At 47.0% G+C, this 23,745-nt stretch carries 17 protein-coding genes; 2 read left to right on the top strand and 15 right to left on the bottom strand.

What is annotated here, in order from left to right; translation table 11 throughout:
* Positions 1 to 8 precede the first annotated feature (8 nt).
* The 13 genes from DWX43_RS02000 to DWX43_RS01940 all read right to left on the bottom strand — a co-directional run bounded on the left by DWX43_RS02000 (position 9) and on the right by DWX43_RS01940 (position 13,002).
* Positions 9 to 1,202: a phosphopentomutase gene (locus DWX43_RS02000; RefSeq protein WP_118618464.1), complete on the bottom strand. Its 1,194-nt coding sequence runs from the start codon at positions 1,200 to 1,202 to the stop codon at positions 9 to 11.
* A gap of 33 nt (positions 1,203 to 1,235) precedes the next feature.
* Positions 1,236 to 1,649, bottom strand: a complete 414-nt coding sequence (locus tag DWX43_RS01995; RefSeq protein WP_109731572.1) for a cytidine deaminase — start codon at positions 1,647 to 1,649, stop codon at positions 1,236 to 1,238.
* Complete coding sequence (gene deoC / locus DWX43_RS01990; RefSeq protein ID WP_182440596.1) at positions 1,636 to 2,304, bottom strand: deoxyribose-phosphate aldolase; 669 nt, start codon at positions 2,302 to 2,304, stop codon at positions 1,636 to 1,638. The genes DWX43_RS01995 and deoC overlap by 14 nt, the downstream gene beginning before the upstream one ends.
* 103 nt (positions 2,305 to 2,407) lie before the next feature.
* Positions 2,408 to 3,115 (bottom strand): purine-nucleoside phosphorylase, encoded by a 708-nt coding sequence (gene deoD, locus DWX43_RS01985; protein WP_118618460.1) that lies wholly within the window; start codon positions 3,113 to 3,115, stop codon positions 2,408 to 2,410.
* A 1-nt stretch (position 3,116) separates the two neighbouring features.
* Complete coding sequence (udp, locus tag DWX43_RS01980) at positions 3,117 to 3,899, bottom strand: uridine phosphorylase (RefSeq protein ID WP_109731569.1); 783 nt, start codon at positions 3,897 to 3,899, stop codon at positions 3,117 to 3,119.
* A 16-nt stretch (positions 3,900 to 3,915) separates the two neighbouring features.
* Positions 3,916 to 4,635 (bottom strand): Crp/Fnr family transcriptional regulator, encoded by a 720-nt coding sequence (locus tag DWX43_RS01975; protein ID WP_109731568.1) that lies wholly within the window; start codon positions 4,633 to 4,635, stop codon positions 3,916 to 3,918.
* Between the two features lie 80 nt (positions 4,636 to 4,715).
* Positions 4,716 to 5,636, bottom strand: coding sequence for an ABC transporter permease (locus tag DWX43_RS01970; protein ID WP_109731567.1), 921 nt, complete (start codon positions 5,634 to 5,636; stop codon positions 4,716 to 4,718).
* Complete coding sequence (locus DWX43_RS01965; RefSeq protein WP_109731566.1) at positions 5,626 to 6,753, bottom strand: ABC transporter permease; 1,128 nt, start codon at positions 6,751 to 6,753, stop codon at positions 5,626 to 5,628. Before DWX43_RS01965 ends, DWX43_RS01970 begins: the two co-directional genes overlap by 11 nt.
* Positions 6,746 to 8,281, bottom strand: coding sequence for an ABC transporter ATP-binding protein (locus DWX43_RS01960; RefSeq protein WP_118618458.1), 1,536 nt, complete (start codon positions 8,279 to 8,281; stop codon positions 6,746 to 6,748). The genes DWX43_RS01965 and DWX43_RS01960 overlap by 8 nt, the downstream gene beginning before the upstream one ends.
* A gap of 24 nt (positions 8,282 to 8,305) precedes the next feature.
* On the bottom strand, positions 8,306 to 9,367 hold the full coding sequence (locus tag DWX43_RS01955) for a BMP family ABC transporter substrate-binding protein (protein ID WP_109731564.1): 1,062 nt from the start codon (positions 9,365 to 9,367) through the stop codon (positions 8,306 to 8,308).
* A gap of 50 nt (positions 9,368 to 9,417) precedes the next feature.
* Positions 9,418 to 10,275, bottom strand: coding sequence for a YjjW family glycine radical enzyme activase (locus tag DWX43_RS01950; protein ID WP_118618456.1), 858 nt, complete (start codon positions 10,273 to 10,275; stop codon positions 9,418 to 9,420).
* A complete protein-coding gene (locus DWX43_RS01945; RefSeq protein WP_118618454.1) occupies positions 10,272 to 11,768 on the bottom strand; it encodes a YjjI family glycine radical enzyme in 1,497 nt (498 codons plus the stop codon). Before DWX43_RS01945 ends, DWX43_RS01950 begins: the two co-directional genes overlap by 4 nt.
* 361 nt (positions 11,769 to 12,129) lie before the next feature.
* The gene (locus DWX43_RS01940) at positions 12,130 to 13,002 is read right to left on the bottom strand and encodes a DMT family transporter (RefSeq protein ID WP_109731561.1); all 873 of its coding nucleotides are present in this window, start codon (positions 13,000 to 13,002) and stop codon (positions 12,130 to 12,132) included.
* Positions 13,003 to 13,174: 172 nt separating this feature from the next.
* Between DWX43_RS01940 and DWX43_RS01935 the strand changes: the two genes are divergently transcribed.
* Positions 13,175 to 13,825, top strand: coding sequence for a cyclic nucleotide-binding domain-containing protein (locus DWX43_RS01935; protein ID WP_243099230.1), 651 nt, complete (start codon positions 13,175 to 13,177; stop codon positions 13,823 to 13,825).
* A gap of 66 nt (positions 13,826 to 13,891) precedes the next feature.
* On the opposite strand, the gene DWX43_RS01930 is transcribed toward DWX43_RS01935, so the two are convergent.
* A complete protein-coding gene (locus DWX43_RS01930) occupies positions 13,892 to 14,809 on the bottom strand; it encodes a 2-dehydropantoate 2-reductase (RefSeq protein ID WP_118618530.1) in 918 nt (305 codons plus the stop codon).
* A 285-nt stretch (positions 14,810 to 15,094) separates the two neighbouring features.
* Between DWX43_RS01930 and DWX43_RS01925 the strand changes: the two genes are divergently transcribed.
* Entirely contained in the window at positions 15,095 to 15,688 is a 594-nt protein-coding gene (locus tag DWX43_RS01925) for a TlpA disulfide reductase family protein (protein ID WP_118618452.1), read from the top strand.
* A 108-nt stretch (positions 15,689 to 15,796) separates the two neighbouring features.
* On the opposite strand, the gene DWX43_RS01920 is transcribed toward DWX43_RS01925, so the two are convergent.
* Positions 15,797 to 23,647 carry a glycosyl hydrolase family 98 C-terminal domain-containing protein gene (locus DWX43_RS01920; protein WP_118618450.1) on the bottom strand — a complete coding sequence of 2,617 codons (7,851 nt, stop codon included), beginning with the start codon at positions 23,645 to 23,647 and terminating at the stop codon, positions 15,797 to 15,799.
* Positions 23,648 to 23,745: the final 98 nt, after the last annotated feature.

The following is a 23,745-nucleotide window of genomic DNA, read 5'->3' as shown; positions in this document are numbered from 1 at the left end:
TAAACCCTCTACTTTAACTGATCCAGTATGGATGTCCCTATGGTTCCTTTAGGCATCTTCACGCCGAAATTGTCGGTAACGGTTGCCCCGATCGCAGCAAATGTATCTGTCTCCGGCAGTTCCCCGCTCCCCTCCATTGATTTGGAATATGCAATAAATGGCACTTTTTCCCGTGTATGGTCGGTTCCCGTGTAAGTCGGGTCGTTGCCGTGGTCTGCAGTAATGATGAGCATATCGTCTTCCTTCATTTTGTCCAGAAGGATTCCCAGCTTTTCATCGAATTTCTCTATCTCACGGGCATATCCCTCCGGGTCCCGGCGATGTCCCCAGAGGGCGTCAAAATCCACCAGGTTTACAAAGCACAGTCCGTTAAACGCTTCTTTTTCCGCGATCTCGATAGTCTGGTCCATCCCGTGCACAGAGCTTTTAGACTTCAACGCCCTGGTGATGCCTTCCCCTGCGAAAATATCATTGATCTTCCCGATGGAAATAACATCGAACCCGTGGTCCTCCAGCGCATTCAGGGCAGTCTCACCGAAGGGCTTCACTGCATAGTCATGACGGTTGCTTGTTCTTTTGAACTCGCCTTTCTTCTTTCCGACATACGGCCTTGCAATCACGCGCCCTACCTTCCATTCGTCCCGCATGGTCAGTTCTCTTGCGATCTCACAGCAGCGGTACAGTTCTTTCAGGTCAAAGGTCTCCTCGTTTCCGCAGATCTGGAGCACGGAATCCGCTGACGTATAGACAATCATATGCCCGGTTGCAATCTCTTCCTCGGCCAGTTCCTCCAGAATCTCCGTCCCGCTGGCGCTCTTATTACCAATCACTTTATGTCCGGTCCTTTTCTCAAGTTCCTCTATCAATTCTTTCGGGAAACCTGTTTCCGTGAACGTAATAAAGGGTTTCTCTGTCTTTAAGCCCATGATCTCCCAGTGTCCGGTCATGGTGTCTTTCCCCTTGCTGATCTCGTTCATTTTCGTATAGTATGCCAGCGGATGTTCTGCCGGGGGGATCTGCCGCATAGGATGCAGATTCCCGATCCCCAGTTTTTCAAGATTCAGGATGCGGAAGGTAGCCACACTCTGCGAAATATGCCCCAGAGTGTCGGCCCCTGCATCGCCATAGTCTGCGGCATCCTGAGCGGCACCGGCCCCAAGGGAATCTACAACAATTACAAAAATACGCTGATATTTACTCATAGTTAACCTCTTTTCTGTAATCTTTCCATTTCTTTACGCCAGAGCATCCGGCCCGAATCCCATCGGGAGCATTTCCCGAAGCGTATGGATCTCATAATGCGCTGTGTCCGTGGCGAGAATAATCCGGAATTCCTCTGGCCTGCAGAATTCCATCATCACCTGCCTGCACACGCCGCAGGGAGGGGTCAGTTCTGTCAGAACACCGTTTTTGCCTCCCACGATGCAGATCGCCTCGAATTCTTTCACTCCTTCGCTCACCGCCTTGAAAAAAGCGGTGCGCTCGGCACAGTTGCACGGTGTATATGCCGCATTTTCTATGTTACAGCCCTGATATACGTTCCCGTTTTTTGCCAGCAGCGCTGCGCCCACCTTAAAACCAGAATACGGTGTGTACGCATATCCCATCGCGTCTATTGCCTGTTCAATCAATTCTTTAACCGGCAGCATTCACTCCACTCTCCTTTGCCAGTTTTATGATGCGGCTCGTTCCCAGCCTGTCAGCGCCGAGCCCGATGAACCTCTCGGCATCATCCAGACTGCTGATGCCGCCTGCTGCCTTGATCTTCACATGCTCCCCTACGTTCACCGCAAACAGCGCGATATCCTCAAACGTGGCCCCTGCCGTGGAGAAGCCTGTGGAAGTCTTGATATAATCCGCCCCCGCATCTGTTACGGCCTGACACATTCTGACCTTCTCTTCATCCGTCAGGAGGCAGGTTTCAATGATCACCTTCAGGACCTTGCTGCCGCACACTTTTTTCAATTCACGTATCTCTTCCTCTACAAGGTCATATTTTCCGTCCTTCACCCAGCCAATGTTAATAACCATGTCGATCTCATCGGCTCCGTTGTCCAGTGCATCCTGTGTCTCGAATACCTTTGTCTTTGTGGTCTGGTACCCGTTCGGAAATCCGATCACCGTGCAGACAGCCATCTTATCCTTCACGTACTCCTTTGCCTGTGCCACATAAGACGGCGGGATACATACGGATGCCGTACCGTATTCCACTGCATCATCGCATATTTTCTGTATCTCTGCCCACGTTGCCCCCTGAGAGAGCAGTGTATGGTCCACACATTTTAAAATCTCTTTTATATCCATTTTCATCCTCCTGACTGCGGGAAATTACTATTTGCCCGAAAAATTAAAGTATACTGTGAACACCCTTCGGGTGTTCACAGTAACAAACGAGTTACTCATAAGTTTATATGGCAAGGGCGATCTCCATCATTTTGCGGAAACCTAACTGCCTTTCTTCGGCGCTTAATTTTCCTTCTTTATAAATCAGATCCGAGATCGTCAGCATGCAGAGCGCTTTCTTCCCAGCCGCCGCGGCATTCATATACAGGGCCGCCGCCTCCATCTCAACCGCAAGTACACCCATGCTGCGCCATTTATCATTAACCGAAGCATCTGCATTGTAGAACACGTCAGAGGACAGCACATTGCCGACTGCCACCGGTGTTCCCTGTTCTTCCGCCACTTCCACGGCCCTTCTGACGAGCCCGTAATCCGCGATGGGGGCAAAGGTCCCCGGCAGAGCGTACTGGTAAGCGTAGTTGGAATCTGTGCAGGCCCCCATGCCGATCACGACATCCATCAGGTTTACATCGTCCTGAAGCGCCCCGGCAGATCCAATGCGGATGATCTGGTCCACATCATAAAAATGAAACAGTTCATAGGAGTAAATGCCGATCGAAGGCATCCCCATACCACCGCCCATGACGGATACTTCTTCTCCTTTATAGGTTCCTGTATAGCCGAACATATTGCGGACCGTGGTAAATAAGACCGGGTTCTCAAGATATGTCTCTGCGATATATTTCGCACGAAGCGGGTCTCCCGGCATCAGTACCTTTTTTGCAATCTGCCCTTTCACAGCACCATTATGTGCGGTTGGTGTCATTTCCATTCTATTTTCCTCCCAAATCTTGTTTAATCAATTCTCTGACAGCCTCCACTGCCACGCGGATTGCCGCATCCGTATCGTGCACGACCGGGTTATCCAGTCCCTGCTTCGCCCTCTCCTGATTGGCAAGAACAAGGAATACGGAACCCGCACGTACTTTTAGATAGCTTGCTACGATAAATAACGCGGCAGACTCCATCTCGGACGCCTTGCAGCCAAGCTTCACCCAGGCATCCCATTTATTCATCAGCTCATATCCTACCGGTTTGGTTTCCGGTGAGTGCTGTCCGTAGAAGGAGTCTTTGCACTGCACCACACCTACATGGTATGTCTGATCTAATTTCTTCGCCGCACTGACAAGTGCGTTTGTTACATCAAAATCCGGAACCGCCGGAAATTCGATCGGCGCATATTCCTTACTCGTACCTTCCATGCGGATAGCCCCGTTTGCAATGACTATATCTCCGCTCTTTACATCAATATCCATGCCCCCGCTCGTGCCGATCCGGATAAAGGTATCCGCACCGGACATAACCAGTTCCTCCATCGCGATGGATGCAGACGGTCCCCCGATTCCGGTCGAGGTCACACTGACCTTCACGCCGTCCAGTTCCCCTGTGTAGGTAACATATTCACGGCTGTCCGCCATCAGAACGGGATGGTCAAGATATCTGGCAATCAGCTCACATCTTTTCGGGTCCCCCGGCATGATGACATATTTCCCCACATCCCCTTTTCCTACCTGAATGTGGTATTGTTTTCCTTCTTTTTCTGAATAATTAATCATCCTTGCATGCTCCTTCCTATACTTCCACTTCATCAATCTTTTCGGAAACGACCGCTTTGATTCTCTGGTACTGGTCCCTGTCGATCACGATGGTTCTTCCTTCCCTCGAGATATACCCGTCCTCCTCCATCTTCTTCACGCAGCGGTTGATGGTCTTGATACATAGTCCTGTACTGTTGGAGAGATCCTTTCTTGTGAGTCTGATCCTGCACACCTTATGTCTCGCCGACTTCTGGTAAATCTGCATGAACAGGAGAAAAAGCCGGTCCGCCCCCTGTAAGAACAGGAAAAGGCGTTCCTTCCTCACCTGCTCGAGCAGATACACACTCATCGCCTTGACCTGCTCTAACACCGCATGGATATCCGTCAGCATCCATTTGGCAAACTGGTCCTTGGACACCCGCAGGAAACGGCAGTCTGTCTCTGTGATCAGGGTGGTCTTGTACTCCTCATAACCCATCAGAAATTCCATTGCACCGAAGACTTCCACCGGATAGAACCGCGCATAGTCATAGGCGATTTCCTGCACACGGTAGTCTGTCGCCTTGACCACGCCCTCTACAAGGATATATACCGTATCCACATAAGCATTCTCATGAATGAATGCATTTCCTTTTTTTATGCGGACAATCTGAAATGCCTCCAAAAGCCATTTTGGTGCATTCGCCAGATAATTATTCAGGTAGTCTCTCTCCTTCGTATGCAGTTCATCGATCAGCTCAACAACTTCATTCATCTGTCTCTCCTTATTTTGTCATTTACTGTTATACCCTATTCTACCATCTGAAGTTCCAAAAAGAAAGTGCCCCGGCAGTGTTACCTTGCCCCCTTTTCGTATGGCTGTCCACTTGCCTTTGGTGCTGCGGAACGACCAACAAACAGGATCAGGATGATGATGGTGATGATATACGGGAGCATGGCAAGTATTTCGGAAGGAACCTGGAAAGAACCGCCTCCCAGTATCACTGTCAGTGCCTGTGCCGCACCGAACAGGATGCAGGCGCCGTAAGCACCGTGGGGTGTCCATTTTCCAAAGATCACGGCCGCAAGGGCGATGAATCCCTGCCCGCTGATGGCTGTCGGTGTAAACTGCGGGATAATCGCGAGCGTCATGGATGCGCCGCCGAAACCGGCAAGTATCCCGGAGGCTATGACGCACAGGTAACGGATTTTATAAACATTGATCCCCATTGTATCTGCTGCCGCCGGATGCTCTCCAACGGAACGGATATGAAGGCCCCATTTTGTCTTGTAAAGGAATCCCCACAGCACAACTGCGAAGACAAGTGCAAGCACTACGGTCACATCTACGTTCAGGTTCTTCAGTGCGCCTGTGATACCGGCACTGCCGAACAATTTCGGAATCTTGTTTGTAACCGGCACGGACATCGTCGCCCCGTCGAACAGCAGGCGGCAGAGGAACAGCGCCACGCCGGGTCCGATCAGGTTGATTGCAATACCGGAAATGGTCTGGTCTGCCCGGCATGTGATGGATGCAAATGCATGCAGAAGTGCAATCATCCCGCCTGCAATCCCTGCCGCAAGGAAACCGCCCCATGCACTCCCTGTAAAATAGCCAACCGTTGCACCCGTAAATGCACCGATGGTCATCATTCCCTCAATACCAAGGTTCGTCACACCAGAACGCTCGGAGATCACGCCGCCCAAAGCCGCAAACGCCAGCGGAGTGGAATACATCAGTGTAATGCCGATAAATAAGGTGATACTACTTAGCATGTTTTTTCCCTCCTTTAGAAAATCTCTCCACCAGCGGCGGAATGATATGTGTCAGTGCCACAAAAAATACGATAACGCCGATGACAATGTTAATGATCTCGGACGGCGCCCCAACTTCATACTGGAGTGACTGTCCGCCGTACAAAAGGCCTCCAAACAGCAGTCCTGCGAAAATGCATCCAACCGGTGAACTTCCTGCAATCAGACAGACGCCAAGGGCGTTAAATCCTGTGTTTTCAAAAGCCGCCAGTGTGGCGATCCCGTGGGGAGAGTTGCCCGTAATATAAAATGCAGCCGCCAGTCCGCAGATTCCGCCAGAGATGACCATAGAATGAAGGATATTTCTATTCACGTTGATACCGGTAAATTCTGCCGCATACCGGTTGGCACCCACCGCTCTTAATTCGAATCCCTTCGTAGTTTTATATAGAAGGAATGAGACAAGCACTGCCAGAATAATCGCTGCGATGAAGCCTGCATTCACGTCTGTCTTCAGAATGGTATCTTTCAGGAAATCACTGCTTAAGAGGGCTTCCTTCCCTTCCTTTGTCGTCTTCCATTTACCAAGAATCATGGTATAACTGGACTCGTTTACCGGGTATGTACCGATCGTATCCGGTTTGTGGAACCGCTCTAGGTTGCAGATCCAGTTGGAAAAATACAGTGCAATCCAGTTAAACATAATACTGGTCAGTACCTCGTGAATCCCAAATCTAGCCTTGAGGAACCCTACCAGCCCGCCGAATACGGCACCTGCAATTACTCCCGCTGCTAGTACAAGCGGAATCTGTATCACGGCCGGGAAATCACAGACGATCCCGACTGTTGTAGATGCCACGCATCCCATGATAAACTGGCCTTCCGCCCCGATGTTGAACAGGCCGGTCTTGAAAGCAAATGCGACACCAATCCCTGTCAGGATCAGCGGCGTACTCTTGATGATGACATTCGATATGTGCTTCGGCCCGGAAAAAACTCCCTGTATCAGCACACTCAGGGAATGAAACGGCGGATATCCGGCAATGGACAGAATAATCCCCGCCACAAGGAAGCCGCACAGAATGGCTATGATCGTCATCGTAAATGGTTTTTTCAGTATTTTCGCTGTTTTATCCATGATTCTTTCCTCCTGCCATCAACAGACCGATCGTGTTTTCATCCACAGTACCCTGTGCAAATGTATCCTGAATCTTTCCGTCATATATGACTGCGATTGTATCAGATACATTCATGACCTCGTCGAGTTCAAAGGAGATCAAAAGCACCGCTTTCCCCTTATCCCTCTCCCGAATCAGGGTCTTATGTACTGTCTCGATGGCTCCTACATCCAGTCCCCTCGTAGGCTGTACTGCGATCAGCAGGTCCGGGTTCATCGCGATTTCACGCCCGATAATTACCTTCTGCTGATTCCCTCCGGACAGTCCGCCCGCCCTCTTCGGGCCGCAGTCCTCCGGGCGGACATCGTACTCTTTAATCAGCTTCTTTGTAAATGCTTCCATTTCTTTCTTGTTCAGGATTCCCTTTTCCGAAAACGGTGCGGTTCTGTACTGCTCCAGAACTGCATTCTCATTGACCGTAAAGTCCAGTACGAGCCCCCGCTTCTGACGGTCCTCCGGAATGGTGCTGACACCGCTGTCTATGACCCGCCTCGGCGAGGTGTTTTCGATGTGTTTTCCGTTAATCAGAATACTTCCGGAAACAACCGGTGTCAGGCAGTTGACCGCCTCAATCAGTTCCTTCTGCCCGTTGCCGTCTATGCCTGCGATTCCGACGATTTCCCCGCGCCTTACCTTCAGGTCCAGTCCCTTGACTGCGTCCAGCTTTCGGTCATTTTTCACAACCAGATTCTGAATCTCGAACACGACTTCGCCCGGTTTCGCCGGTGTCTTGTCCACGACCAGATTTACCTCATGGCCAACCATCAGGGTTGCGAGTTCATTCTCCGTTACATCCTTCACCGGTATCGTATCAATATATTTCCCCCTGCGGATGATTGTACAAGTATCCGAGGATGCCTTAATTTCTTTCAGCTTATGAGTAATAATAATGATTGCCTTGCCGTCCTTTACCAGATTATTCATGATCGAGATCAGGTCCTCGATTTCCTGAGGTGTCAGGACGGCCGTCGGTTCGTCCAGGATAAGCAGCTGGGCGCCGCGGTACAATGCCTTCAGAATCTCAACTCTTTGCTGCATCCCGACGGAAATGTCACTGACTTTTGCATCCGGTTCGACTTCCAGGCCATACTTATCCACAATCTCCAGTATCTGTTTCCTGGCTTTCTTCATATCCACGAATCCCGCATGGGACGTTGTTTCATTCCCCAGGATGATGTTCTGCGTCACCGTGAAATCGTCTACCAGCATGAAGTGCTGGTGGACCATTCCGATCCCGTGTTCAATCGCTACATTCGGGTTTTTAATATCTACCTTTTTTCCGTCTATTAAAATCTCTCCCTCATCAGCCTGATACAGACCGTAAAGGATATTCATCAATGTACTTTTCCCTGCTCCGTTTTCACCTAACAGAGAATGGATGCTGCCCTTTTTTACATTCAGTTCCATATCCTGAAGTGCATAGAAAGAACCGAAGCTCTTCGTGATCCCATGCATCTGTACCGCGTATTCGCTGCTTGCCCCAGCCATACCGTTATCTCCTTTCGCCTTATCCTACTTTGTGATAAATGCCTCATATTCATCTTTTGTAGAAGGTACTTCAATTTCCCCGCTCTTGATCTTCTCGCCGATTTCCAGAGTGGCTTCATATACGCCCTCCGGCATGTTTTTATGCTCTTCTGAGATACCGACACATTCTTCTTCCAGTCCGAATGTCAGTGTCTGTCCGCCGATCTCTTCTCCGTCCATTGCTTCCATAGAAACTTCTTTTACTGCTTTTCCAACCAGTTTCAGGGCAGATGTCAGCACATTATCCGGTGCAAGATATGCCTGGTCCCTGTCCACTCCGATGACCCATTTGCCTGCTTCTTTTGCCGCTTCGATGACGCCTGTCCCGCTTCCGCCTGCAGCATGGTATACAACATCACAGCCGTCGGAATACATCTTGCTTGCAATCGCTTTTCCTTTTGCCGCATCGCTGAAGCTCTCTGCATACTGAACTGAAACCTCAATCTCTTTGCCCAGCTCTTTTGCCGCATACTGTACGCCGGCCTCGTATCCATACTGGAACTGGTCGATCAGGCCGGATGAGATACCGCCTACGAACCCAACCTTATTGCTCTCTGTCGTCTTTCCTGCCACATAGCCTACCATGAAGGACGGCTCCTGTGCGCGGAACATAACGCCTGTCACATTATCCGGGGTTTCCTCATAGGAGTTGTCCACAACTGCATATTGGAGATCCGGGTTTGAATCTGCCGCTTCCAGTACTGCGTCCGCACACGCATACCCGATTCCCCAGAGAAGTGTTGCCCCGCTGTCTCCAAGACGCTCCAGATTTGTTACGAAATCAGATGCCTGCTTTGACTCGATATAGTTTACATCGGCGCCTGTCTCTTCGCTTAACTCCTGAAGCCCCTCCCAGGCCGACTGGTTGAAAGACTGGTCATTGATTCCGCCCGTATCCGTAATCATTGCTACGGAATAATCGCTCTTCTTATCCGATGTCTTGCTGTCAGAAGTCTTCTCCTCTTTGTCCTTTGAACCTCCGCATGCTGCCAGTGAAAGTGTCATCGCTGCTGCCAGTCCGATTGCCATTGCTTTCTTGAATTTCATAATCTTGTTTCCTCCTTAAAAATAGTGGTTTCTTTGTTTCCTGTACTGTCTCAGACAATACGTATATTCGAAAAGCCGCAGTTTACGGCAATTCCTCTCCATTTTTCCATCTGTTCACCAGATGGCATTTCCTCATCTTTTAACGCGGTCCTGACTCCGTGGCTGCGGAATGCAATAAGCTTTAATGTGAAATCATCCAGGTGTTCCCGCACACTCCCTGCAATCCCCCGGATCACGGCTTCTACATCTACCTCCGGCTCCAGACATACAATACGCACTTCTTCGAGCTGGTGCCTTTTAGCCAGATAAATGAGATTTTTCTTAACAGTTTCATTGCTGCTTCTTGTCAGACTGTAAAATACATTCTCATCCCATGCCTTTACATCCAGCATAACTTTATCGCATACGTCCATCAGGTCCGGATACCTGCTGAAATCCACACAGCCATTGCTGTCGATGTAACAGGTCAGTCCTTCTGCCCTTACCTGTGTAAACAGTTCTGTCAGAAACTCAGGATAGAGTGTACATTCCCCGCCCGACACGGTAATCCCCCTGATGAAGGGAAGATTCTTCTTGATCTCACTGAAAACTTCTTCCACCTCCATAAGGTGTATTTTGGGTGAGGAGAAATACGGGCAGACCCGGATGCATGTATCACACTGCACACATTTTTTCTCATCCCAGATCACGGGAAGCCCTTCTAAATCCCGCCCCTTCTCCTGAACCAGACTCAATGCCTGTACCGGGCACTTTTCCACACAGATGCCGCATCCGGTGCACATTCTCTGTGTCTCCGGGTTATGGCAGTAGGCACATGCGATGTTACATTTCTGCAGGAAAACGGACGTCCGGTTTCCCGGCCCATCCACCACGCTCAGCGGGATGATCTTGTTGACCGGCGCCCTCAATTCGACGACCTTACCTTCCTGTTTTCAAGATGCGCGTTGCGGTAATTATCTCCGCCTAAGTAGACTGTATTCTGAAGGACCGCCTCGCCCTTATAGTAATGTTCCATATCACTGCGTTTCACAAGGTAGCCTGTGATCCGCACCAGATCGCTGTCGGATGCATAGAAGCTGATGTATTTATCGCCCAGTTTGAACGCGCCTTTAACGATATCCAGCACCGCCGCGGGATTATTGCGTCCGGTTGGGTCAAAGGAAAAGATGTCTGCACAGCCTGTCGGGAAAAACTTATGGAACCTCGCGCTGTGGCGGAGGTGGTCAAACATGCTGTCCGGTTCTGCACCGACAGGTATTCTGACGCCGGAGGTAATTCCGTGGTCTGAGTCGATACCGACCTGCGCATGCAGGGCAAAATGTCCGTGGAAGATTTCGGAATATAGTGCCTCGGAATTCTCCGCATATTGCGCGATCACGTTCATAATCTCCTCTGCCATATCATCTGCATCCGCATCATGTCCATATGTCTTGTTTTTATCATCCATCAGCATGTTCGTACATTCTGCCAGCCCGACAACACCGAACATTGCCAGAAAATTTTCTCTGTCTATAAAGCCCTCGCGGGACAAAAAAGAACTTTCAAAGAAATTGGACCGTTCTACAAGGAACCGTATCCTCTCATTCATATAATCTCCCATATGCCTTAAGCAGTCCGGCAGAAGTTCTTTCAAGAAATGTTCCCTGCTGTCAGCCTCCTTCGCCAGCCTCGGCAGCACGATCCTTGTCAGTGTGTAGGAGCCTCCCCCGATCGGAAGGATGTTATAGCAGCTTGAAATCCCGTAATCCCCATAAGTATCTTTATGCATCCTGTGATTGCAGATCGCGGGGTTTGCACAATACAGGGACGTATATAATGCCAGTTCTGCATAAGCGTCCGGTGTGATATCCGGGTCATATTTCAAGGTCAGGTTCGGCACTGCGTTCTGCAGGTCTTTTTCCAACGTCAGGATGATTTTACCGGCACGTGTCTCTTCCGGTCCCAGATTCGCATGACAGAAACCGTCTGTAATCGTCCGGTCCAGATAGATCAGGAACAGCTTTATCTTTTTCGCTGCCTCTTCGTCTGATACCCCGTCCAGGAACGGTTCAATCAACTTGTCTATATTTCCCAAGAATACCGGGTAGCTCGTAATTGATGGCACATGCCGGTAAAAGATCATTAGGAAGGAAAGCAGTTCATCCAGATCTTTCGGCGGTTCCAGCCTCAAAAACTGGCAGCCCTCTCTGACCGCTTTTTCATAATCCGGCATGATGTAGCGCGGACGGTACGGCGCATGTCCCTCATCCAGATCACAGATGGCCCCGGTCTCCATGTAGTGCCTTGTCTTTTCCGGTATGTCCAAAACATCCAGACTATTCTCTGCCGCATGGGCAAGTGCAACTACCTTTTGTTCATAAGTAAGTCCCTTCGATGTCACAACCTCGAATGCTGTGCTCATAACGTATCACCTCTTCATAAATTTGTCGGCCGTTTCAAATATGCCCTGATGTACTTTATCTTTTTCAGATAAGCGCTTATGTCTCATTTGCTTACGCCTCATAAGCAAATTATATCGGCTTGTCCGTCTGATTAAAGGACTTATGTCCTGTTTTGAAAAATCCATATCCATTTTGTGAAAAGTAAACGGTATTATCAGGCATTTTTTAGTAATAACGCCAAATAAAAAGGGACTTGTGTCCTATTTTATCGCATTTTTGCTTTAGTAAAAACGCACAAAAAGGACTTTCGATTTTAAAAAACGAAAGTCCCCGAAAATATCACAATATTGTATTTAACTATGGGATGTTAAAATGGCACACCTAATTCTGCCGTTTCTCCATCATCAGATTCAGCGCCATTGCGAAGGCAACAATCAGTCCTCCTGTAAAGGTCGTCTTCGAATATGTATTCATGAAAAACAGGTCGATAATGATCCCCGTAAATACCTGCGCTACAAACGTCAGCAGGGTCAGACGGAATGCCGGCAGTGCCGGGACGATAATGTTGCAGAGGTATACGGCCATAACTCCCAGCATTCCTCCCATATACATCCACGGCCTTGTGCCTGATAAATCCAGTGTGTATGCCGGCGTGATACCCGCGAAAAGCAGTGCCGTAAAGGCAGATACAATCAAACCTGCGAGGTGGTTGACAAAGGAACTCTGCATCTCACCGATCTGCTGTGCAAGGCGGGCATTAATTGTTCTCGAAAGCACTACGGTAATGCCGGAAAAGAGAGAGAAGATGACCGCCAAAACCCCCGTTGTCACGGAATGGTCCAGCATGATGATGATTCCAATTATGGAAAAGGCAAGCCCTGCAAAGACTGATTTCCGAAAAGGACATTTTTCCATTCCAAAAAATCCGAAGCTGTCGATCACCAGAGATGCCGCGGTCTGCCCCAGTAAACCGAGTGCGATGATGCTCGTCATGCTGATATGCCCGTAGGCGAAATTGTTAAACACAACCGTCATGACACCAACCGCACCGCCTGCATAGATCCACAGCGGATGGAATATCTTCCCTGGTATTCCTGCCTTCTTCCCTTTACACACCAGAAGGGCAAATACGGTGCCAACCGCATGGACAATCACCGTCGCCCAGAAAACACCAAGTCTCTGCGACAAACTCCCATTAATAGAAACCATAACTGATATTGCCAAACCTGAAAGAAGAGCTAAAAAGTTGTACATTACCTTACCTCCCGTACTGATACTTTATAGATTCATTATAGAATTAGGATTGACGTTTACATATGACATATGTCATAGTAATCATATGATGCCGGGAAAAAAGAATTTTGACAAGAAATTTAAAAACATTCGGATTGATAAAAGCGAGGTACAGAGAATGCAAAGAAGGCCTTTGACTGAAAAACATTATGAAAAATTAAAAGAATTCGCTCTGTCTGATCTGCCGCTGGAAGCATGTGTCTGTCTCAGCTATGATCCGGATGAAATACTGATTCAGGAGGATATGCCCATAAAATATCTATACCTCGTCCTGTCAGGCAGGGCAAAAGTATGCTCTACTACTCCAAACGGGAAACATCTCGTCTTATGCTATTATGTGTCTAAAGGGATACTTGGGGATGTCGAACTGATGGCAGATGCAAATACTGCAACTGCCACCGTTATCGCCATCACTGAATTTGAATGCATCGCAGTCCCTTACCAGAGGAATGCTGCAGCATTGAGAAATCATGTAGAATTTTTAAATATTATCGGGAAAGAGCTCGCTTTTAAACTAATCACGAGTTCGCACAGTCTGGTCTCCGCCTCTCTGTGCACCGGAGAAGAAAGACTCTGTTCCTATATCCTGCACGCGTCACACAATGGAATCTTCCGTGATACCCTGACAGATACCGCATACTCCCTTGGCATGAGCTACAGGCATATGCTGCGCCTCTTAAACCAGCTCTGCTGCGAAAAAGTGCTGGAAAAATCGGCCTGCGGATACCACATTCTAAACCGGGATGTGTTAATCAGGCGGGCGGGGAATGAGGGGGGACTTTGACTCACTCAATCTTCCCGTCCAGATAGGAAATCAAAATATTCTGTGGGTTTCCATAGTAAAAACAGCTTAACGGTTCTTCTCCTCCAGAACCTTAATTCCTTCCAAAAACATCCAGCATATGGGTGTGGGGATTCCCTCTTCTTTCCCCATCTTTACCATGCTGCCGGCAAACATCTCGATTTCTGTCTTTTTCTTTGCCTCGAGATCCTGCAGAGTTGAAGGCTTATTCTCATACGGAATCCTGCATATCGTGTCATACTGCCTGCGCATCTGCTCATCTGTTATGATAATTCCCTTTGCCTTTGCAACTGCCTGTACTTCCTTCATGGCTGCCCAGCGGATTTCATTGGCCGGCTCACTGTCCCGGAACATTCCGAATGGGATTCCGAGCAGTGCACAGGTCAGGTTCTCACCGACATTGCACATGTATTTAAACCAGAGCCCCCACATCATATCCTTCTCTACCTTATAAGGGATATCACACCTTTCCATCAAATCAAAAACAGCCTTTACACGCTCTGTCAGAACTTCATTCTTTGCTTCTCCGAAGTACACTTTGCCCCAGTATGGGTCGAAATCTGCTTTCCCATTCCTCATCACAATTGACATCCGCATATAAGAATAGAGGACATGCTCCCAGCCGTAAACAGCAGCGACCCTCTCTTCGCTTTCCACGCCATTCATCACACACAGGATCTGGGTACCGTCCCCGACGAAATTACGGATATCTTCAATGGCCTGGTCCAGTCCCATGTCCTTTACCGCCATGATGACCAGATCTTTTTTCGTTCCTTCCTCAGGTGTACAGACCGGGAACCGGTAATTGACTCCATTCACGGTTACACCCTTATTCTCCAGACGCTCTTTTCTTTTTCCCCGGGCAATGACGCAGAAATTCTCCCTGCCCAAATGTTCCTCCATACGCGGGGCGAAGAACACGCCCATTGCGCCAAGTCCGATTAATGCTGCACTTTTCATTTCCATATTCATTCTGCCTCCTTTATTCCCGTGGGCAATGAAGCGGCGCGGGATATTTGAATTGCTGAAAATAGTTACCATGAACACTAGATTCGGAAATACCTCACCAAGTGTAAATAGTATATCATAAATACTAAACTCGTAAAATACCTCGTTAAGTATTTAGATATATATCTGTTTATACGTTTCCCGCAAATAGAAAATATTTTTTACTTGACGCATATATCTGTAACTGCTATAATTACAGTATGAACTGTACTTATTTTATTTACAGAAAGAGGTGACCATACCATGAAGAAAAGAATCTTCTTATTCACGATTCTGACCTGCGCTGCCCTGCTGCTGAGTGCTTGTCAGAAGTCCACTGGTGCTGATGATACGAAAAAGGATGCCCCGGAAAAGACAGCCGGCTCTTCCACCCTTGAAAACTTCAAGCTTCAAAGACTGGATGGAACAGAGACCGATTTAAACAGCCTTCTACAGAAAGCAGAGCTTACCGTCGTCAATATATGGGATCCGTCCTGTGATACCTGTCCTGATGAAATGAAAATTTTTTCAGAACTATCCGGCCAGTATTCCGGCAAAGGGATTCAGGTAGTCGGAATCGTCCGCGGAGTTACGAAAGAAAAAGATGAAGATGCACTTGCAGTAATAGCCGATACCGATGCACATTATATTCATCTTCTCGATTCAGATGAATTAGACAAACAGATACTGGACCAGTATCCTGATACACCGACAACAATCTTTATCAGCCGCGACGGCCGGCAGTTGGGGACAGCATATACAAAGGCCGAAGATAAAGCATTCTGGGAAACAGAATTTGAAAAATATCACAGCCAGATATGTGAAAATGACCATCCGGCAGACTGTGCGGTTGGCTGAACGCCGTGGTAGCAGCAGATTGCTGCTTCGCGGTAATACAAAACAGGACTATCCTGAATTATTATTACATTTTCAGGACAGCCCTGTTGATTTTAACTGCACTATATTTTATTTATTTTTCTTTTTTCTTGTGAGCCTCCAGATAATGGATAAAACTGACAAGACAACTGCCGCTGTCATACTGCCTACATATATTCCAAGCTTCTGGTTATCCCCCGTACGAATTGAACTGTTGTTATTCTTCTCATTGCTTTCCGTCCGGCTGTTTCCAGAATTGGCTGTGCCGGGGACGTTCTGTCCGGGCTTCTCCACACCAGGATCGTTCTTCTCTGGTTCTTCAACATTAAGATCACCCTGTCCTGGTTCTTCCGTATCCGGAGAGTTCTGTCCCGGATTTTCTGTTTCAGGGGGATTCTGTCCCGGATCTTCTGCATCAGGAGGAGCCTGCCCCGGATCTTCTGTGTCAGGTATGTCGGGCTTCTCCGGGTTATCCGGCTGTTTTTCATCTGCCTTCACTGTTAACTTTCCATTGATAAAAGTAATCTTATAATTATTGCCGCCCTCTAATCCTGAAGGTACTATACTATATTCGCCGGCCTTTGGAATATCCGAACTCAGCGGATTTCCATCTTCGTCAGTATAGTTCAGCAGCAGACTGCCCTCCAATGTATCTCCTGAAAGCACACCCTGAACTGTGTAGTCCTTCTCCTCATCCGGCATTGACACATCCGGCAGCTGTTCCCCTTCCTTTATTTCTTTATCAAGCGCTGTCACAGTGGCTTCAGCCTTTTGTATCTCAAAATCTGTAATCTTAGTACCACTATATGTTTCATTATTTTCATCTACAGAAAGGATCAATCTGTATTTCCCTGCCTCTGCAGGCGGCTCACTGCTTTCATACTGTGTTCCCTCTCTTCCCTGATAAAGGATTTGCACATCAGAATCCTCAATTTCTGCAATATTACCATATTCATCGCTCCATTGGATTTTTTCACCTTCAGTAAGAGTAAACCCAAATGGCTGTTTCCTGTAGGTTCCGCCCTGCATTTCCACATTGACTGCCTGCACAGAGGTTTTCTCTCCCACACGAATGGTATCTGATTCTAATACTGATGTATTGCCACAATAGTCTGTTGACATTACGGTCAGCTTATATGTACCGTCAGATACAAACGGAAGTGAAAATGCGATTCCTGTATAAATATCATTTTCTTCCAGAATTCTGCCATCGGTTCCAACTACATTTTCAGGAAGATCAGGCCTTTCCCCGCCTTCATTCGCATCTTCATATAATATATTTTCCGGCTGTGCCTCACCATCTTTGGTAAGAATGTAGCTTACCCGCTGAACGCCTAAATTATCAGAAGTATTTACTTCCAGCCCTTCCGGATTTGTTTTGGAATCCGGATTAACCGTTAGCATGCTGCTTATTTCGATCCCCGGGCTCTCCTTATCATGGTGTATAAATATCGTTCTTTGAGCGTCCCCTGCGTCATTTTCTGCGGTTATATGAATTGTTCCTGCAAAGTCACCCCTGACAGGCACTATGGCTTTTCCATCCGCCACCTCTGCCATTCCCGGATCTGCCGGTTCATCTTCGGTTCCTTCCCAGCCTGCAAACTGGTACTTAATTGACTGCACGTTTGCGGCATGAATCACAATTTCATACACCTCATCGTCGTTACAAGTACTAAAAAGAGTATCATGGAACCTCTGGAAAATATTCGTCTTTTCCATACTGCCCTCTTCCGGAGTGATTTCTGTAATTTCCGGTAAAACAGGCTCTTCCGGCTCATTTTCTGAATTGGTCACTACAAACCCGTCTAATGTCAGCCGGTATTTTCCCGGCGCTGTCTTTGGGACGACCTTTATTGTATGCTCTTTATTTTCAAGCCCTTCTGCTGTGAAAAATACATAATGGTACATCTCTGCATTTCCATTTTTGGTAAATACATTATATTCACCTTGATGTTCACCATCTATGTAAACATCTGCAAAGCCTCCGCTTCCGCTTCCTGAATCTGTAATGACCTGTATTCCGGTTCCGTTAAATGTAAATTGTGCATAACTGTTCTCATCAGTTATGGTGTTATTCCACTTGTGCTCTGTTTTATTATAGCGATTGTACTGTGTACCCCCGCTCCATTTAGCCCATGCGGTATTGCCCACGGATGGGGAATAAGTGATCACATCCTCTCTGTCGTCATCAATAAGAACCACCTGTTCTGACTCCTCCACCCTTACTGTTTTGGTAAGCGTTTCCAGACCCGCTGCTTCATCTTTTGGTACTGCTGTAATTGTAATAAGACCTTTGGCATCTGAGCTCAGGCTGAGGATTCCCATATCGGTGATATTGGTTTTTTGCCCGGCAGCCGACGGTTTTCCATCCTTTCCGCCTGCATCTGCGGCTTCTCCTGTATCGCCTGAAACACTCCAGTTATATTCCTTAACATCCCCGTTTTCCACACGCAGCGCAATCTGTGCATAGGGATACAGATATTCAAAGTTTCCACTTACAGCCTGTATACTTCGTATATCCCCGCCGGGATTTTCCGTTTTAGCCTGTGTTATTACAAAGGCATCCAAAGGAATTCTGTACTTATTCGGCTCCGCTCTAGGCACAATTTCCAGAGTATGGGAACCATTTTCGAGACCTTCGGTGGCGAAAAATACGTAATGATACATATTCGCCCCTGCATTTTTTAAAGTAACTGAGTATTCGCCCTGATATACATGATCAAGGTATATGTCAGCCGAGCCACCCTGATTCGTCCCTGATTCTGTGATAACCTGAATACCTGTACCTTCAAATGTCAGGCTGGCATAACTGTTCCCATCTGCCGTTGTGTTATTCCATTTATGCTCAGTCTTGTTATAACGGTTATATTGATTTCCGCCTGTCCATACAGCCCATGTACCGCTCTCTTCCGACGGCGAATAAAGCAGGTTATCCGTAGCATCATTATCATCTATCAGTGTTACTTCTTCCTCGCTCTTAATATGAATTTCTTTTCTAAGTACTTCCAAACTTTCTTCCTGATTTTTCGGCGTGGCTATAACCGTCAGGGTTCCTGTTTCATCGGATGTTAAGCTTAGAATTCCTTCTTCACTGATATTGGTCTGTGCGACCTCCTTCCCGGGTGCCTTTCCGCTCTTTCCCGCATCATTGGCTGTTCCCGCTGCCCCTTCTACGCTCCACTCATAATCGCTTACTTCTCCGTTTTCTACAGTCAGCGCAACTTGGGCATATGGATAAAGATATTCAAAATCACCATTAACCGAACGAATTGTCTTCTCGTCTGTTTTCATTGATTTTACAAAATGAGCGGTGTATGTGTTCATAGCCTCAGCCGTTCCAATCACAGCCATTGTCTCCCTTGTTCTTTCAACAACTGTTTCATTTCCCGTCTTATTATCTGTGATTGTCCAGTAACCAAATTGATACCCTGAAGCGGCCTGGGCTTTCACCTCTGCCTTCTTTCCGGCACCGATTTCCGCGGGGCCGGATACGGTTCCACTGTTTTCCGGCTCTACCTTATAAACCGCTGTTTCTGCTTTCCGTTCCGACATAACGGTATAGTGGGTTGATATTTTATTACCATATTTCCCTACATGTCCAACCACCTCAATGCTGTCTCCCGGTTTATAGTTCTCCTCTGTTACCTCCATACCGGATTTTTCCCACCACACAAATGAATATGGATCGGTAAATCTGGTGTCATCTCCACATTGATACTCCATTTTCAGATAGTGTATTCTTGGCAGATCAATTGTTTCTCCCAAGGCTATTTCCTGCGGATTGTCTTTATTGTTGATGATACCTGTGTCAAACGGTACGTCGCTGCCACGGTTCGGAGACACAGATGCTGTATCCAGGAGAGGCTCCGGCAGTATAGTAACATCCGCCTTTACAACTGCCCGGTTTTCTTCTGCAGTTCCATATACTGTAGCTTTTCCGCCGTCCCAATTAAACATCGGCCCAACTGCATCCTTAAAAGATTCCGGGGCTGCTGCATCCCACAATACTTCCACTTCTTTCTCTGTACCGTCACTATAGAGAGCCTGCACTTTTTCAGGCATATCAGGAACCTGATTCCGCTCTGTCGTAAGGTACTGCGTTTCCATTGAAATTATAACCGGTGAATCTTTTGCATTTACTATCGTAACTTCTTTCTCTGCCTGCACACCGGAACCATCCGGGGCTTTTGCAATCACACTTACCGCACCATTGGAAACAGGTATGAGCCTGCCCTCATCTGTTATTAAAGCTTTGCTGTGATCTGAAGTATCCCATGTCACATGCTGATCCGACTCATAGAGTAACTCCTGTGTTAAATCTCCGGCATCTGCAGTCTCCGGCCCGGAGATTGAGATACTTGTTACCGGCACTTCATTGAGCGGTTCCGTATGGAGCACACTCACCCATGCATTGTCAAAATATGCTTTTGTACCTGCATTAACAGAAAATCCTGCCTTCCCACTCCGGAACGCTGTATCCCTCACTGTCATGATATGGTTATCATTCACAGACAGGCCAAAAAACTCATCCATAACGGTTAAATTAAATGCGTACCATTTTCCAGATTCCATTGGAATGCTTTTTGTTTCCCCTATATTCTCCCATGCACCGCCTGTTTTCTTCATAAACTGCAGCTCTGCCGCTGTGCCATCCTGACATACAGACAGCTTATACATATTCTCTTCATCCTGCACCCTGAACAAAATTCCTGACTCATTCTTTGCGTTCTCATTGAACTTCAGCAGAGAATTATATAAATAATCCTTCCACTCCTGGCTGCCTGCATAAGAGTAATTTTCTTTTCCTGCTTCTGCTTCCCCTGTATACACACCATTGTCGCCGTTTGCCCATATGTCCTGACCGGCTTCGGTCTTCCATGTACCGCCGCTTTTTTCCCACTCATCTGCATAGCCAAACCCTGTTTCCGGCTGCCGGGCGCTGAATAAGACTGCCCCCTCTCCCTTCCAGTTCTCAGCAGATTTCTTCGTTTCGAATTCACAACTGTAGTTCCGGCCTGCGTCATTAGCATCTGTAATCCTGACATTATCAATATATATAAAGTCATTCATACTCCCTTTCTCCTGCACTGCTATCGCATTGCCGATCCCTTCACCCGTATCTTTTCCGGAATTATGTTCTGCTCTGACGCCAAAGTAACCTTCCTTCTGCTGAAGTCCGGTATATGCTAAGACTGCATCCCCATATTCTTTTTCTTCCCGCTCTTTTAGAAACACCTTCACATCCGGTCCCTGGACCTGTATTTTAATCGTATACCATGTATTCTTTTCCAAATCCGGATCTGCAGTTTCCTGACATTTCGTACCGTCCAGAAGGGCTAATGACTGATAATTAGTACCTGCATTTGTCGGATTTAACCGCAGCGGATTCACTGTGATATAATACCCTCTTTTATATTGTATATCTGTACGGAATGCAAAACTTACAGGCGTTCCTGCAGCAGTGTTAAAGTCAGCCTCCCATTCGGCATCTGTATAACTGTTCTGCGTCATATAGATAGGAATATCGCTCCAGAACGGTGCCACATAAGGCAGTATCTTCATGACTCCATTCTCATTTTTTCCCGTTTTATTAAAGGTCTGATACACTTTTCCTTTATATGATACCGGTTCATTCGGTTCATACGTATCTTCTTTTGTAACAGTCCAGTGTTCTGAATCCACATAATAATCCTGGTCCTCTTCTCTTGATGCATACGTAAAATCCTGCAGATAGGAATCTGTCAGCATCTGTGTGGTTCCTCTGATGTACCGGAAGCTGCCGCTTGAATCCCCTTCCACTGTGATGGTGTGGTACGCATTACTAAGCCCTGTCTTGTGGAAAGAGTCCACTCCATTTGCCCACGCAATACCGTCAATCGATATGTTGGCAGCACTATTTCCCTTCCATTGGATAGAAGTACCATAAAATTTGAGTTCTGTATTGCTGCCCTCATTCTTTATATCTGATTCATCTGCTGCTGTCCAATGTGCTTCTGATGCATTGAGTACGATAGATACCGGGCCATTGTGATGAACAGATATGGAATATTCACGGCTTGCCGGATTCCATGATTCTTCATAGGTATACTGGTTTCTGTCATATCCGCCAATATCCAACTGCGGTTTTTCATCCGTATTAAGATGGATGACCATTTTGGTTTCCCTTAGTTCTTTGTCTGACGGATCAAGGCAGTATTTAAATTCATTGTAATAATCCAGAACATCCAGTACGCGCTTGCCGCCATCCTTGGAAACAAGGTCTCCCTCAGCGCCTCTGTTTGTCCTGTAATTATTCAGGTCAATGATTAATTCCCCATCTTTTACCGCCAATGTGGCTGATGAGTGGGGTGTCATATCCTGAAAGTCAATTGCCTTGTAGATACCTTCTGAAGACAATGGCACCTGCGCACTCTGGATCCGATCCTCATTTACCGCATTATTATAAATCTGCCAGCTGTTCTTGTCCTTATTGACCGTTGCGTCTCCTGTATTAATCTCTTCATACTTTTCATTAAAAAAGTCCACCTTATCCTGCACACTCTTAAAATTTTTCAGATAATAATCACAGTCTATAATCGTCATTCCCGCATCTTTTAAGGTATTCAGTGTTTCCTCCGGCGTATAAATGGGTATCTGGGGAATTATACCATAACGTCCGCTTGTACGGAAAAAATACCTGAGGTTTGAATTTCCACTGTTATACATATCGATCCCGCCATCATAAAGCCCCTCGAAAAATGTTGTGGATTCTCCGTCTGAACCTACATTGAGCATTCCGGAGCCATTGTAGGTTCCCCTGCTCCCGCAGTCTGCCGGCAGACCCTTCTGATTACTGTCTTCATAGAATCCAATCTTTGACTTTTCTATACATTCTTCTTTCGCAGGAATATCTATCGTCTGAATAATAGTCCTCATAGCCGGTACCATAGCATTCCAAAACAGTGGGGAGTACATGCTGTTCGTGGCCGGAATATCCATCTGGTTCTCATATTGGAAAACCGTAGCACCGTTCAGTGCATTTTCAATCATATTGACCGCATATGCTGATTCCGGAAATGCTCTTGTAACATAGTCGGAGTAGGTGGTTGCATAAGGTGTTTCACCTCCTGTTGTAGCCGCCTGATACCAGTTATAAGCATCCACATATGTCCCAAATCCTGCCGACATATCAGCCAGCCACATTCCATATGCCTCAGAAAAATTATAGTCATAGTTGCAATGGACATTTTTCGGAGTATAGATAAAGTTTTCATGATATTTCCTTAGTATATCTCCATTCGCTTTATTCGCTACAATCTTACTGTAAAACTGATTGATTGTCTCCTGATTTGCATGGATATGATACCCACCGTTCTGAGCCGCTAATTTTACAAGCCCCGGCACCGCTGCCGTAACGTCCGCATCTGTCTGTTCTGAGCTTGTTGTTCCGATAAAATTATCATAGGTATCATACAGAGACTGAATCCACTTGAAGGTATCCTCCTGACTGCCTGCCATCGCCTGGCTTCTGTTTCCTCCATAAATCACCATCATTGGAATCCCCAGATCCTGCCCCTGTAACAAATTGTCCTCGACCCATTTTCTTGCATCTGCAGTGGTATTCCATTTGTTATAAACAGACCCGAAATGCAGGGTCAGCACACAATAAGGCCGGATATCCTGCGGTATTGTCTCCCACATCTGTTTAATGTCCTGTCCTCTGTAATTAATATCTCTCAGGAAATCTGAATCATTTTCTGTATTATGCCCCATAACCATTGTAAAAGTCAGCACGGGATGTTCATGATCGATAATCCGCCTGAAACCATTCTGTGCAAAATCCTGATTCATTCCGGACCGGACTGGAATATCTTCCGCCGAAACTTTCATTTTGGGTATTCCTACTAAAAGAATGCTGACTACTGTTAAAATAACTATGATTGTCTGCTTAATTTTTTTCACACCTATCCTCCTCGTTCCTTACCTTGCTCTTTGCCTCCATAATTGAACCGGTTCATTTTTCTATTTTAAAAAAACGTTCACACAAATAGTATGAACCG

This window comes from Clostridium sp. AF19-22AC, assembly GCF_003479085.1.
Taxonomy (GTDB): domain Bacteria; phylum Bacillota; class Clostridia; order Lachnospirales; family Lachnospiraceae; genus Faecalicatena_A; species Faecalicatena_A orotica.
This window is presented reverse-complemented; position numbering and strand designations above follow the sequence as displayed.

What these genes read in the sequence shown, in the direction of transcription:
- DWX43_RS02000 (WP_118618464.1), bottom strand. Translation starts at nt 1,202, where the DNA reads ATGAGTAAATATCAGCGTATTTTTGTAATTGTTGTAGATTCCCTTGGG.
- DWX43_RS01995 (WP_109731572.1), bottom strand. Translation starts at nt 1,649, where the DNA reads ATGCTGCCGGTTAAAGAATTGATTGAACAGGCAATAGACGCGATGGGA.
- deoC (WP_182440596.1), bottom strand. Translation starts at nt 2,304, where the DNA reads ATGGATATAAAAGAGATTTTAAAATGTGTGGACCATACACTGCTCTCT.
- deoD (WP_118618460.1), bottom strand. Translation starts at nt 3,115, where the DNA reads ATGGAAATGACACCAACCGCACATAATGGTGCTGTGAAAGGGCAGATT.
- udp (WP_109731569.1), bottom strand. Translation starts at nt 3,899, where the DNA reads ATGATTAATTATTCAGAAAAAGAAGGAAAACAATACCACATTCAGGTA.
- DWX43_RS01975 (WP_109731568.1), bottom strand. Translation starts at nt 4,635, where the DNA reads ATGAATGAAGTTGTTGAGCTGATCGATGAACTGCATACGAAGGAGAGA.
- DWX43_RS01970 (WP_109731567.1), bottom strand. Translation starts at nt 5,636, where the DNA reads ATGCTAAGTAGTATCACCTTATTTATCGGCATTACACTGATGTATTCC.
- DWX43_RS01965 (WP_109731566.1), bottom strand. Translation starts at nt 6,753, where the DNA reads ATGGATAAAACAGCGAAAATACTGAAAAAACCATTTACGATGACGATC.
- DWX43_RS01960 (WP_118618458.1), bottom strand. Translation starts at nt 8,281, where the DNA reads ATGGCTGGGGCAAGCAGCGAATACGCGGTACAGATGCATGGGATCACG.
- DWX43_RS01955 (WP_109731564.1), bottom strand. Translation starts at nt 9,367, where the DNA reads ATGAAATTCAAGAAAGCAATGGCAATCGGACTGGCAGCAGCGATGACA.
- DWX43_RS01945 (WP_118618454.1), bottom strand. Translation starts at nt 11,768, where the DNA reads ATGAGCACAGCATTCGAGGTTGTGACATCGAAGGGACTTACTTATGAA.
- DWX43_RS01940 (WP_109731561.1), bottom strand. Translation starts at nt 13,002, where the DNA reads ATGTACAACTTTTTAGCTCTTCTTTCAGGTTTGGCAATATCAGTTATG.
- DWX43_RS01930 (WP_118618530.1), bottom strand. Translation starts at nt 14,809, where the DNA reads ATGGAAATGAAAAGTGCAGCATTAATCGGACTTGGCGCAATGGGCGTG.
- DWX43_RS01925 (WP_118618452.1), top strand. Translation starts at nt 15,095, where the DNA reads ATGAAGAAAAGAATCTTCTTATTCACGATTCTGACCTGCGCTGCCCTG.